Annotated in this window: 13 protein-coding genes and 1 other RNA gene; 3 read left to right on the forward strand and 11 right to left on the reverse strand. The window is 65.2% G+C overall.

Annotated elements, in window-relative coordinates; translation table 11 throughout:
• Positions 1 to 70: 70 nt before the first annotated feature.
• From A5790_RS04175 to A5790_RS04190, 4 genes are all read right to left on the reverse strand, one after another.
• Entirely contained in the window at positions 71 to 322 is a 252-nt protein-coding gene (locus A5790_RS04175) for a hypothetical protein (protein WP_066841545.1), read from the reverse strand.
• Between the two features lie 133 nt (positions 323 to 455).
• A complete protein-coding gene (locus tag A5790_RS04180) occupies positions 456 to 959 on the reverse strand; it encodes a DUF2505 domain-containing protein (RefSeq protein WP_066841546.1) in 504 nt (167 codons plus the stop codon).
• Between the two features lie 177 nt (positions 960 to 1,136).
• On the reverse strand, positions 1,137 to 1,901 hold the full coding sequence (locus A5790_RS04185; RefSeq protein ID WP_255361502.1) for an alpha/beta fold hydrolase: 765 nt from the start codon (positions 1,899 to 1,901) through the stop codon (positions 1,137 to 1,139).
• Between the two features lie 113 nt (positions 1,902 to 2,014).
• Positions 2,015 to 2,788 carry an SDR family NAD(P)-dependent oxidoreductase gene (locus A5790_RS04190; protein WP_066841548.1) on the reverse strand — a complete coding sequence of 258 codons (774 nt, stop codon included), beginning with the start codon at positions 2,786 to 2,788 and terminating at the stop codon, positions 2,015 to 2,017.
• A gap of 576 nt (positions 2,789 to 3,364) precedes the next feature.
• Here A5790_RS04190 and A5790_RS04195 point away from each other — a divergent pair.
• Together A5790_RS04195 and A5790_RS25680 are read left to right on the forward strand one after the other, a co-directional pair.
• Positions 3,365 to 4,543, forward strand: a complete 1,179-nt coding sequence (locus A5790_RS04195) for a hypothetical protein (protein WP_066841549.1) — start codon at positions 3,365 to 3,367, stop codon at positions 4,541 to 4,543.
• Positions 4,544 to 5,548: 1,005 nt separating this feature from the next.
• The gene (locus tag A5790_RS25680) at positions 5,549 to 5,734 is read left to right on the forward strand and encodes a hypothetical protein (RefSeq protein ID WP_094295589.1); all 186 of its coding nucleotides are present in this window, start codon (positions 5,549 to 5,551) and stop codon (positions 5,732 to 5,734) included.
• 103 nt (positions 5,735 to 5,837) lie between these two features.
• On the opposite strand, the gene ssrA is transcribed toward A5790_RS25680, so the two are convergent.
• The 7 genes from ssrA to ftsE form a co-directional block, all read right to left on the reverse strand.
• Positions 5,838 to 6,207: a transfer-messenger RNA gene (ssrA, locus tag A5790_RS04200) on the reverse strand.
• 112 nt (positions 6,208 to 6,319) lie between these two features.
• Positions 6,320 to 7,165: a maleylpyruvate isomerase family mycothiol-dependent enzyme gene (locus A5790_RS04205; protein ID WP_066841550.1), complete on the reverse strand. Its 846-nt coding sequence runs from the start codon at positions 7,163 to 7,165 to the stop codon at positions 6,320 to 6,322.
• 19 nt (positions 7,166 to 7,184) lie between these two features.
• Entirely contained in the window at positions 7,185 to 9,464 is a 2,280-nt protein-coding gene (locus tag A5790_RS04210; RefSeq protein WP_231987590.1) for a bifunctional diguanylate cyclase/phosphodiesterase, read from the reverse strand.
• A gap of 119 nt (positions 9,465 to 9,583) precedes the next feature.
• Positions 9,584 to 10,429: an EamA family transporter gene (locus tag A5790_RS04215; protein WP_082961568.1), complete on the reverse strand. Its 846-nt coding sequence runs from the start codon at positions 10,427 to 10,429 to the stop codon at positions 9,584 to 9,586.
• Positions 10,426 to 10,932, reverse strand: a complete 507-nt coding sequence (gene smpB / locus A5790_RS04220) for an SsrA-binding protein SmpB (RefSeq protein WP_066841551.1) — start codon at positions 10,930 to 10,932, stop codon at positions 10,426 to 10,428. The genes A5790_RS04215 and smpB overlap by 4 nt, the downstream gene beginning before the upstream one ends.
• 2 nt (positions 10,933 to 10,934) lie before the next feature.
• Positions 10,935 to 11,831 (reverse strand): permease-like cell division protein FtsX, encoded by an 897-nt coding sequence (gene ftsX / locus A5790_RS04225; protein WP_064394402.1) that lies wholly within the window; start codon positions 11,829 to 11,831, stop codon positions 10,935 to 10,937.
• The gene (gene ftsE / locus A5790_RS04230; protein ID WP_064346044.1) at positions 11,831 to 12,520 is read right to left on the reverse strand and encodes a cell division ATP-binding protein FtsE; all 690 of its coding nucleotides are present in this window, start codon (positions 12,518 to 12,520) and stop codon (positions 11,831 to 11,833) included. The genes ftsX and ftsE overlap by 1 nt, the downstream gene beginning before the upstream one ends.
• Before the next feature lie 109 nt (positions 12,521 to 12,629).
• Between ftsE and A5790_RS26105 the strand changes: the two genes are divergently transcribed.
• The coding region (locus A5790_RS26105; protein ID WP_231987591.1) for a hypothetical protein at positions 12,630 to 12,870 on the forward strand (241 nt) is incomplete at its 3' end.

The following is a 12,870-nucleotide window of genomic DNA, read 5'->3' on the forward strand; positions in this document are numbered from 1 at the left end:
GTTCATCTTCGGGCCGCCACCGCCTCCCCCGCCTGCTTGAGGACGGGCGGAATCAGAGGCTTACCGGGAGCTACTCGGGTGTGAGTTGTTCGGAGTCGGCGAACAGCAGCGTGCCCTCGTCGAGCATCACTGCCCAGCGGCGGGCGGGATCCGCGATGTGGTTGGAGCCGATATCGACGGCCACGGCGGTCATCTCACCGAAGTCTTCGACGATGACGCCACGTGCCTCGGCGTCCGTGTCCGGGTGGACGCGGACACGGACGTCCACGGCCAACTCCGAGTCGTGGCCTTGCTCCCGATCGTCGACGCTTTGATCAGCCACCGATACCCCCTGACGCCCGTCAAGAATTTGCGTGGAGGTCAGTGAACCACGATCGATCCCGGCCGAGCAGGGATTTCGGAGAAATCTTCTCTTTGCGGACAGCGGCGGTAGCTCGTCGGCTCCCGGCGAAGGGTCAGGCGCTCTCGTCGATCCACTCTTTAATGGAGCGAAGGATCTCGGGGATCTGATCCGTCATCTGACGACCGAAGTAGCTTTCGATCTTGCCGCCGACGATCGGGATCTTGACTTTGACGATGCCGCTGCACTCGAGGCGCTCACCGTCACGCGTCGGCGTCATCTCGATGGTGCCGCGGCCGGAGCCAGGCGCTCCGTGGGCTTGGACGTGGATCAGCCCCCGCACCTTGTCCCCACGGTCGACGGTCCACGTCTCGCTTTGCACCAGTTCCACACCGCCGGGGTATAGCTTGCCAAAAAGGCCCGGCAGCACGGTGTTTCGCAAGTCTTGGGCAACCGTCACCCGCACCTCCCCCTGCACGTTGACGTCGAATGAGCGCAGTTCTGCCGTGCCGTTGTGCGGTTCCAGCCGCGCCAGCCAGTATCCGCGCTCGGAGAACGCGGCCTGGATCTGTTGGACGCTGACCGCGGATTCGACGGTGCAGTCGAATGACTTTGACATGTCAGAAGGCTATCGCTGGAAAGTCGGGCCGTCTGATCATTGCGGTGCCCTGGTGATCACGGAGAACAGGTCGGTGATGCCGTCCTCGGCGATGAGCGCGACGTCGAATCCCGAGACGATCGGCGTGGTGCTGCCCGGAGCAACGACACTCCAGGCGAGATACCCGAACCCCCGGCGTCATTGATGACGCTGAATGGCGTCGCGGAAGTCGGCAATAAGCGCGGTGACCTCCGCGGCCTGTTCGATCTGCGGGAAGTGGCCAGAACCGGGCAACATCGCGGCGGTGGCTTGTGGCACATGAGCAAGCACCAGGTCGATCCAGGGCGCACTCTGTCCCGATTCGAGCGACACACGCTCGCGTGCCGCATCGAGGGTCGTGCATTGAATCGCCAGCAGCGGTACGCGGACAGAATCGAGTGCGCTCTCCACCTCGCCGGCGTCCCAACCGACCAGACTCGTCAGCAGCCTTCTTCCAATTGGCGCGGGGAAACGAACACCTCGGTCAATGATCCGCTTCGCCAGATCGGGGTCGCTCGATCCGAAGAACATCCCTTCGAAGAATCCCTGCATGAATCGCCCATAGCCGTCGCCGGCGAGTTCGTCGGCCATGGCCTGCTCGGCGATTGCGGGATCACCATCGCCGATGCGGCTGCCGTCGACGAGTACGAGCCCGGCCACGGCGTCGGGCGCTACCCGGCACGCCTGAAGAGCGACGCGACATCCCATGCTGTGGCCCACGACGATCGCCGGCGGCAGCGACAGCTCCGTCATGGCTCGGGCCACCGCGGAGCCATAGGCCTCGACTGTGCAGTCCTCTAATGCGGCCGTGCTGGAGCCGTGCCCGGGCAACTCACATACGACGACGGTGGTTCTTGTCTCGAACCAGTCGACCTGCGCCTGCCAGTCCGTGCCGTCGCAAGCAAGCCCGTGCACGAAGACCAAGGGCGGGCCACCAGAGCCGGTTCGTGTCACTCGCATCCTCGGAGATCCTTCGCTCGAACGGAGGTAATGTCCTGTGGCCGGTCGTATTTCACGACAGTTTTGGGGTTCGAGCACTATTGCGCCAGGTATCCCCCATCGACGGGCAATACGGCTCCGGTGATGAACGAGGCGTCGTCGGACGCGAGAAAGGCGATGGCGCTGGCGACTTCGGCCGGTTCACCGAGACGGCCGATCGGGTGCATCCGCTCGATCGCCGCCAGATACTCCGACCCACCCGGCTCATCGGGAAGCTGCTTGACTCGCTCGGTTCGAATCGTCCCTGGGGCAACGGCATTGACCCTGATGCCGCGGTCGGCCCACTCGACGGCCAGGTGCTTGGTCATGCCAGTAGCGATGAACTTGGCGGGCCCGTAGGCGGCCTGTCGCTTCTGGCCTGCCAGTCCGGAGATCGAGGAGAGGCAGACGATGGCGCCACCCCCGGTGGGCAACATCGCCTCGATCGCGAACTTGCACGTCAGGAACATTCCGCGGCCGTCGATGGCCATCACCTCGTCCCAGTCGGCGGCGGAGACCTCAAGCGCATCGCCGAGCGGAATGATCCCGGCGTTCGCGACCAGCACGTCGAGCCGTCCGTAGCGGTCGGTCGCCGCTGTGATCATCCGCTCTGCGTCGCCTTCGACCGAGACGTCCCCGACGACTGTGTCGACTTCCGTCCCGTCGTGCCGCAGTTCGTCAGCCAGCGCGAGCAGCGGCTCGCTTTGTATGTCGGTGATGACTAACCGGGCTCCTTCGCGCGCGAAGCGCACGGCCGTCGCCCGGCCGATCCCGAACGCCGCCCCAGTGATTACGGCGGACTTTCCGTGGAGACGCCCTAGTTCTGGGGTCACAGCTGGGCCCTCAGCTTGGTCGACAACGCTCCAGCCTCCTTTGTGCGCCGAAGTTATCGACGCGGTAAGTGCCAAGCTCGACCTCGCGGTCGTGCGATCTTGAGATGGAAATCCGTGGCAGACATCGCGATCAGGGCAGCTGCCTCGTGGCCGGAAGCTTATGTCCACGCGCAACAGGCTCCGGGGCAAACGGTCAAATCAACAGGGCCAGATGCCAATTCAGATGACTGGTGATGGCGAAACGGGAACTGGTCAAGGCTTGTCGCCCTGGACAGTAGCTCCTATTGGTGGAGCTGCCGAAATCGGACCAAGCGCAGAAATCGCAGTGAGACGACTGTGTGGTGAGTGACGGATCGCGTCACCGGCGGTCTTGTTGAGTTGCTCGACGCGGGGCGGTTCACGGAGCAACATGAGGTATTTCGCCGCGGCAGGAAAGTATGGTTTCACCATTGACGGCCGCGCCGAGGGGCGGGAGTGAGCATGGATCGTCCAGCAGCAATCGGCCCCAAACGCAGTCCCGACCGCGGCGCTGCGGAAGGAACCACCACGCCGTCATGTCGCCCCGAGCTCTTGGGCATGGCGGACGACTATGCGCGGCACGCGCTCTCGCAGCGCGCCTGCTTTGAGGCGATTCACCCAGCCGTGATGGCCGCCGCGGAGAGCCTATCGGCCGAGCCGGTGCTCTGCGTGGCCGATTTGGGAGCCGCCGACGGCGTGAACTCCCACGGCCTCATCCGTGATCTCGTGGCACAGCGCTCCGGCCGGCCCTTGATCTATGCGCTCGTTGACCTACCGACGAACGCGTGGCGGGTCGCCGCTGCCCACCTGCGAGACGCCTTTGGCGAGGCGGAGGACCAGGGAGTGGTGGTCGTGACCCCTGGGCAGGCCGAGTCCGGCCCCGGGATCGCCGATACGGGCGCGGGCGCCCATTACGGCTCGCCGGAGGCCCATGGCAAGGCCTGTCGTCGAGCTCTCGATCGCGACCCGCCTCCCGCCGCGGTCGTCTCCATGGCCGGAATCCCTCTCGATCACGCCCCCGCCTTTCCACGAGGCACAGCGCACCTCTCTGTGAGCGGGACGACCATGCATTGGATCGCCGACGCCGCCGGCCTGGCCTCCAGCGGCTCGGTCTTTCCCGGATACCCGGATCACGTGGACCAGGACGAGCGACGCACCTGGCGCGTCGCCGCGGCGCGCCAGTGGGAACAAATGCTCGAGATGCGTTCACTCGAGCTGGCGCCAGGGGGCTGGTTCATCGCGGCCATCCCGGCCTCCCCCGCTCCATGCCCGGACAGGACGGGCCTCTACGTCGAGATCGTCGGGGACATGAACCTCCTGCTCGCCGACTGGCGCCGGGCGGGGCGAATAAGCGGCGCCACGGTCGACGCGGCAGTCGTTCCGGTCTGGTCGCGCACACTCGGCGAGTTCCGGGCCCCATTCGAGGCGGGCGCCGGCAGCTTCGCCGGCCTCGAGCTCGAGAGCATCGAACTTTTCCGTGTCGACAACCCCTACTGGCACGGCGATCCCGGCGCGTTCGCGCACGACTACGTCCAGAGCGTGGGCGCATGGGGAGGGCCGCTCCTCCTCCGTGCATTCGCGCGCGAGGGGGAGGCACGGGCAGCCGGCCTCTTCACCGCCTTTCTCCGAGAGCTCGAAGAACGCGTCGCGGAGGCCCCCGGCCGCTATCGCTGGGACTACGTCGAGGCGCTCGTCATCTGCCGGAAAGCGAGTGACGTGGGTTCGTCTCGTGCGTAAAGCGCAACTGACGCAACCCAAGGCCGCATCGTTATCAGCCGACGCTGCCCGGTGTACCGATCGGAACTTGCACACCCACCCAGTTGCACGGCGTCCATGTTCGCCACGCGACTAGCGCGCACTGCTGCTGAGGACTGAGCGACGGCGCACACGGCGGCGTCCCCGGTACGCCACACACGGCAGGATCAGCCAACGCGGCACCCACACCCGCGCAACCGCCCACGCCGATCGAGGCCGCGACGGCTCCAACCGTCAGCAATCGTCTCAACATGTCAAGCCCTGCCTTCTGTCGTACAAGTCAACGGGTGCCGCACTTTTCGCTGCCGCCGCCCCGAAGGCTGTTGCCGCCACGGCAAACGCGGCCACGACTCGTATGGCATGCCCCGACTTTGATCTTGGATGTGAGGCGTCCTCCCCACCCGGGGGTCCGCCTACCACACCGAGTCTGCGCCTGAAACGGCGAAAGGGAATCAGGGGTTTCCCTATAACTTATTTGCTGGAATACGAAATCTGCCGTCTTGTTCCACGGATATTTGGGGACTTGCCCGCTGGAGCGGTCGCGGCGCTTCCATCAAAGTGCTCACCGTGGGCGGACCGACGATGCCGACGAGATCGCGGCCCCGTCCATGCTGCTGCGAACCGATCGAAGCCATGGTGACCGCCCCTGGGCCGCGTTTGTTGACGCAACTGTCGACGTAGAGCATAAGGTTCTGTATGGCTCGCGACCTGGGATTCGTTTCCGACTCCTGACGGCGTCAAGAGCAGTCATCGTCCGGTGCTGACTCATGACACCGAGACACGCCCTCTGAAGACGGTCACCGAAATTATGGCAGCGTCCTTCTTCTGACCTCGGACCTGACGGCGAATGTCCGAGCCGGTATCCCCCAATCGGTTGAACGTCTCTCCTCCACATCATGGGTCGATCAGCCGACGCGTCCAGGCTCGGACCGTCGGTAACTTTATGACGTAGTCGTCACTGCATCACACTTAGAAAGGAAACAACCGATGACAGACGCCAATCCGGTACACGATCACTACACCGTTATCAGCCACACCTGCGAAATCCACACTTTACGCGTCGTAATCGCCGGAGATCCCGCCGACGCAGCCGAGACTCATCGCGAGCATTTCCCTGGGGACGCCATCATCCGGGTCGAACAAGCAACCCCGTCGGTGCAGCTGACTGCCTAGCGGCACTGAAACTATTTGCGTCGCTGGATTTCGCTTCGCGACGCAGTCAGACCAGCGGGGGCCGGGTCGAGCAAAGAAAAGGGCCGCATTTCTGCGGCCCTTTCAGTGGAGCTGCCGGGAATCGAACCCGGGTCCTACGGCGTTCCCTCAAGGCTTCTCCGTGCGCAGTTCGCTACGCCTCTACTCGGATCTCCTGATCACGCGAACAAGTCAGGATGACGATCCCAGTCGCTGTTTGATGTCCCGATGAGTCCCGCGACCGAACTCACCGGTTTATCCCTCTAGCTGATGCCAGACACCGGGTCGAGGGCTCTCCCGGGCTGACAGACTAGCTGTCGCTTAGGCAGCGAGAGCGTAGTCGCGCTGATTGGAATCGGCGCTTAATTGGTTGCAACGACGCTTAACGGTGGTCTCTTGCCTGCACCGGCACGCTTCCCTTGATTCGACACTCGAAGTCGAAACCGTTCAGCCCCTGTGTAGTTGTCTAACAACGCGCCCGCCGATCTACGGCAGGACATTTCATCTTACGCGACCTTCAACACCCCACACCACGTAATTATGCCCGCGCCGGCCTGAAGCCGCTGGTCAGATCACGTAGTTGAGGTGGTCGACGACACGCTTGCCGACCTCCTCGTCACCGCCGAAGCCGATGTCGTCGGCATGCTCGGCCAACGCGACCCGCCCACCGGCCAGCCGCGCGAACAGCAGCGCATCGAGCGTTATCGTCGCCGTCGGTTCCTCGTCGCCGAAGTCCTCGACGACCTTGCACCGGCCTTCGACCGCGACGTTGATCGTCCTGCCCAGCGGTCCCGTCAGCACGATTGACACCCGCGACCCGTCGGGCGCCCCACCCAGTTTGCCCACTACAAAGCCCATACTGGCCGCCATCTCGTCGAGCGCTAACATCGCGGGCGCGCCGGTCGGGTCCGACGCCGGCCGCCCCAGCGCATCGCGGATGTCGTGCTCATGCATCCAGCAGTCGAAGATCCGGACCCGCATGAACCGGCCGTAGCTGTCCGGGCCGGCCGGCGTCGCGGTCACCTGGTTCCACTCGTCGTCGCCCATCGCGCTCAGCGCCGCACGACGCTCGGCGGTGACGGCCTGAAAACGGTCCCTCAACTCCGCGCCGCTGATCGTCCGCAACTCCAGCACCCACCGCTCGTTGAGCACACCGATGTCGTTGCGGACGTGCTCGAACAGCGACACATCCACATCCGGCTGCGGCATGTCCATGCCCGCCAACATCGACTCCGTGCCGACCATGTGGGCCGTCACGTCGTGCACCGTCCAACCGGGCAGCGACGTCGCGGTCTGCCAGTCCGATTCGCCCAGGCCCGCCAACAGGTCACCGATGGTGTGCCATTCGGCGAACAAGGCATCGAGGACCGCAGTCTTGTCGAGCTTGGTGACCGGACGCGAGGGGCTGCTCACCGCCCGACCGTACCGCTCGTCACCGACGACCGTGCTGGGAACCCGCGACGCTACGGTGTGTCGGCGGCATGAGCTTCGACGGCAGATCGGCGATCGCAGTGGGCAACGCGAACAGATACCCCTGAGCCAGCGAGCAGCCCGCGAGGAACACCATCTCGGCCTGCTCCACCGTCTCGATGCCCTCGGCGATCACTTCCAGGCCCAACGGATCGCACACCGCGATCACCGATCGGTACAACGTGGCGGCCTGAGCGGGTTCGGGTCCGGCCAACAGGCTGCGGTCGAGCTTGACGATCTGGATGGGTAACGCGTGCAGATAGGTCAGCGAGTTGTACCCGGCACCGAAATCGTCCAGGGCAACCTTGACGCCAATAGCCCTGAGCCGCCGTATTTGTGCGGCTGCCTCGTCGAGATCGACGACAGGCACGGTCTCGGTGATCTCCAACGTCAGCCGGCTGGGTTCCATGCCGTAGCGCGCCAGCGTCCCGGCCACCACATCGCGGAATCCGCCGTCGCGCAAGCGTGCCGCCCCGATGTTGACCTGCAAATCGATACTCGAGCCAGCGGTGGTGACTTCCCGGCAACTCTGGTCCAGCACCATCGCGTCGAAGGCATCACCGAGCCCCGCGGCCTCGGCGGCGGCCACGAACGTCTCGGGCGGTATCTGCGTGCCATCGGGTGCGGTCCACCTCGCCAGCGCCTCGATGGCGACCGGAGCCTCCTCCGGTAGCCGAACGATGGGCTGATAGACGAGGCTGAACCCGGCCGGCGGACCGCCGTCGGCGTGACGTAACGCGGTGGGAAAGTCCACTGCTCGGCCGATCATCGACGGGTAGACGATGGCGATGTCTTTTCCTAGGCGTTTGCCCTCATACATCGAGTGGTCGGCCTTACGCAGCAGGTCGTCTGGGGTCTGGCTGTCGTCACCGGCATGCGGCCGCACCAGGCCCATGCTGGCGCGGACCCGCACGCTCGAGCCGTGCACCGCGAACGGCTCCCGAAGCGCCGCCCGGACGCGGTCGGCGACGACTTCAGGTGCCGCCGCGTCGCTGTTGATCAGAATCGCGAACTCGTCACCGCCGATGCGTGCCAGGGTGTCGGTATCCCGCACACATCGCCGGAGGCGTTCGCCCACGGCACGCAGCAGTTCGTCGCCGCCCGCGTGGCCGAACCGGTCATTGACGACCTTGAAGTCGTCGAGGTCGACGAAGATCAGCACGAAACCGCCTCTGGTTGCGGCTGTTTCGAGCTCCTTGCCGAACAACAGCCTGTTCGGCAGCCCGGTCAAGGCGTCGTGATGAACCTGGTGCGCGAGCCGGTGCTGGGCGTCGAACAGCCGCAGCGTCAACCTGTGCTGCGCGCGCATCGCGAAGACCTGGCGCGTGGCGACGAGCAGAACCATCACCACCGCTCCGACGACCAGCACGCCGTCGAGCTCTTTGCCGATCATCACGTGGTAGCCGTAAAGCATTGCGATTCCAGCGAATCCGGCGAACGGCAAGATCAACTGCACCCAGTCCATCACCCGATCGCTGCTTTGCGCGGCGGCTTCTGACTGCGGCGTCGGTGTGGCGAGCGCGTAGATCACCAGTATCAGCCCGATGATGAACGCGCCGCCGCCCCACAAATCACCGTTCTGCAAGCCGACGGTCCGGAAGTAGGCGACCATCCGGTCGGCGGACGCGAGCAACATGACACCGCCGGTCAACAGCAGGCAGTCCGCCCGATATGGCCGGTCTGGCCGATAGAGACTGGCGAAGAAGACCCCCGCCACCACCGCGCACAACTGGAGCAGCGAATAGGTGACCAGGATGGGCGGATTGTCCGACCGGGGGAACGCCGCTGCGGCCAGTGCGCCGTATCCGGCCATGTAGGACAGCAGCGAAAACGAGATGGCCGCCACGATCGCGTCGAGCACCGAGGCGACGAGCGAGTACTGGTGCACCGGGTCGGGGGTGTTGGTGCGTCCGAGGCCCACCCGCCCCAACACGACCACTGCCGAGAAGATGAGCACCGCGGGGAGCAGATACGCGACGGTCTCCCTCCCACCGGCCACTCGACCGTCGTCTGCGCCTCCGCCCGTCCACCACAGCAGTTCACCGATGAGCCAGCTCAAGCACGAGGCTGCGATCAGGACCCGCCACCATCGAGCTGTGCCGTCGACCTTCCGAGCAACCACGAAGCCGCGCACAACGATCACGGCGCCCAGGATCGCCTGCACCGCGATCATCCCCGCCTCGGCGCGGTCGTATCCCCACGGTGCCAGCGCATTCACCACGATTAAGAGAAGCAGGGCCACGACGACGCCGTAACGCCAACGATGACCCCTGAGCAACACGCCTTCCCCGCCTTTCCGTTCGTCATGATGCCTCATTCAACGAAGTGCTCATGTCGGCTCGGCCCAAATACTCGCGTCGATCAGCCTGCGGCGATCATGGCCACCGCAGCCAACGCCAACACCATGCCGAGCGCCTGCCAGCGTGTCACCCGCTCGCGCAACACCACGATCGCGAGCAACACCGTCGCCGCCGGGTACAGCGACATCAGCACGCCCGCCAGCGACAGCAGCGCCGCCTGAAGTGCCAGCAGCATCGCGATGTTCGCGCCGACGTCGATGAATGCCGCGAGCACCGCCAACCTCAGCGGAGTGCCCGACGGCGGTCGCAGGTTGCGGCTCAACAGTGCGATGAGGACCACCAGCGCCGTCGCCGACGCGCGGGCGAACACCAACGGCCACAACTTTGCGTCCACCGGCGCCTGATCGATCAGCACGAAATTCAACCCGAACGCCACGCCCGAGCCGACCGTCAACCACGCCACCGTCGGGGTGAACCTGTGCTCCGTGACGTCCTCGTCGGACGCCTCCCGGCTGACCAGCACCACCGCCACCAACGCCAGCACCACACCCACTCCGGCGATCAGCCCAGGCCGCTCCCCCAGCGCCAGCCCGACGCCCACCGGGATGCCGGCCACCAGGATCGCGGTCAGCGGGGACACCACCGAGATCGGCCCGGAACCCAAGGCGGCGTAGAACCACCACACGCCGAACGCCTGCGCGACCCCGCAAAGCCCGCCCCAGACCACTGCGCCCTGCGAGACGTCCCCGCCGATCGGAACCGCCAGTACCCCGAGCACCACCAACGCGATCGGATAGGAGACCAGCACCACGCGCAACGCGGCGACGCGGCGCGAGGCCAGCCCGCCGACGAAGTCGCTGATCCCGTAGCCCAGCGCCGACACCAGCGCGAGCGCGACTCCGATCAGGTCATGCCCTTGGCGCGGCGCCCCAACTCGCGGGTGATCTCGCGCTGCGCGTCACGACGCGCCAGGTCTTGCCGCTTGTCGCGGGCCTCTTTACCTCGGGCGAGTGCCAGTTCCACCTTCACCTTCCCGTCGGTGAAGTACAGGGACAGTGGCACGAGCGTGAGGTTGCCGTCGCGGATGCGGCCGATCAGCTGATCGATCTGCTTGCGGTGCAACAACAGTTTCCGGTTGCGCCGCGGCGCGTGATTGGTCCAGCTGCCGTGGTGATACTCAGGGATGTGCAGGTTGCGCAGCCACACCTCGCCGTCGTCGACGGTGGCGAAGGCGTCGGCCAGCGACGCCTGCCCGTCGCGCAGGCTCTTCACCTCCGTGCCGACGAGCTGGATACCCGCCTCGAACGTCTCCAGGATCGAATAGTTGTGTCGCGCTTTGCGATTGGTCGCGACGACCTTGTTGTTACTGGACCGGGACGGGTCGGCTTTCTTGGCGCCCTGTTTTGCCATGGCTACCTTCGTATGTAAAGCCGCAGTGTCACGTAGGCGGTGATACCCGACATCGCCAACCCCAAGAACAGCATCAGCGGAGCGCTGAAGTACAGCACGTCGGCATAGTCGACCTTGGCGATCAGATTCGCCTGATAGAACTGGTTGAGCGCGTTCTCCAGGAACAGCGCCCGCACCACGATCAACCCGATGATCGCAATGACGACACCGATCAGGGCGGCAAGCATCGCCTCCACGAGGAATGGCAACTGGGTGTACCAGCGGCTGGCCCCGACCAGGCGCATGATTCCGATCTCGGTGCGTCTGGTGTACGCCGCGACTTGGACCATGTTGGCTATCAACAGGACCGCACCCACCGCCTGAACCAACGCCACCGCGAACGCGGCGTTGCTGATGCCGTCGAGGACCGCGAACAGTCGGTCGATCAGTTCCTTCTGGTTGAGCACGTTGAGCACGCCGGGCTGGCCGACCATCGCCTCGTCGAATTCCTTATGCTGCTCGGGGTCATCGAGTTTGACGATGAACGAGGCCGGAAACGCGTCACGGCCCGCGACGTCCTTGTATTGCGGGAACTTCGTGATCGCGTCCTCGTAGGCCTCGTCGCGGTTGAGGAACCGCACCGAGCGCACGTCGTCACGGTCCTCGATCTGCTGGCGCAGCGCCTTGCACGGGTCGGCGTCACACGATGGGTCGTTGGCCGAGACGTCGTTGGTCAAAAAGACCTGGCTTTCGACGCGGTCCAGGTAGATGTTGCGGGACTGATCGGCCAGCCGGACGACGAGCAGGCCGCCGCCGAACAGGCCGATCGAGATGGCGGTCGTCAGGATCATCGCCACGGTCATGGTGACGTTGCGACGAAATCCGGTGAGGACCTCGTTGATAAGGAAGCCGAAGCGCACTAGCGATCCATTCCGTAGACGCCGCGCTGCTCGTCGCGAATCAGCCGGCCGAGTTCGAGTTCGACGACTCGCTGGCGCATTGAGTCGACGATGTGGTGGTCGTGGGTGGCCATCAACACCGTGGTCCCGGTGCGGTTGATCCGCTCGAGCAGATCCATGATGTCCTTGCTGGTTTCCGGGTCCAGGTTGCCGGTGGGCTCGTCGGCGAGCAGTACCAGCGGCCGGTTGACGAATGCGCGGGCGATTGCGACGCGCTGCTGTTCGCCACCGGACAGTTCGGCGGGCAACCGGTTGGCCTTGCCCGACAGGCCGACCATCTCCAGCACGTCGGGCACCACCCGGTTGATGGTCTCGGCGCGCTTGCCGATGACCTCGAGGGCGAATGCGACGTTTTCGAAGACGGTCTTCTGCTGCAGCAGCCGGAAGTCCTGGAACACACAGCCGATCACCTGGCGCAGGCTGGGGATGTGGCGCCCGGGCAGCTTGTTGACGTGGAACTTCGACACCTGGATGTCGCCGTGGGTCGGAGTCTCCTCAGCCAGGAGCAGCCGCATGAACGTCGACTTGCCCGACCCCGACGGTCCGATGAGGAAGACGAACTCACCCTTGTCGATCTTGACCGAGACGTTGTCGAGCGCGGGCCGCGCTGACGACTTGTACTGCTTGGTCACGTTGTTGAGGGTGATCATCACGGGTCGCCAGTGTAGCGGTGAAACAGTGCCGCCCTAGCTGGGCGGAGTCGCCGTCGGTGGCGGCAGCAGTTGCGGAACCGGGGGCACCAGCGGCGTATCCGTCGTTGTGGGCGGCCCCTCGGGCCCGATCAGCGGCGTTGTCGGTGTCGTCGGGCTGGTCGGCGTGGTTTCGGTCGGGCTCGTCGTGGTGGTCGTCGGCGGGGTGGTCGTGGTGGTCGTGGTCGGCGGTTCGGTGGTCCGGCGCACGTTGGTGCGCACGCCTCGTGAGGGCCGCCGAGGAGAACGGCGGCAAGGTGATCTGCGGTGGTGGCCGCCCCGCCCGCCGCCAAAGCCGCTAAAAAATCCTA

Source organism: Mycobacterium sp. 852002-51152_SCH6134967, assembly GCF_001667105.1.
Classification (GTDB): Bacteria; Actinomycetota; Actinomycetes; order Mycobacteriales; family Mycobacteriaceae; genus Mycobacterium; species Mycobacterium neumannii_A.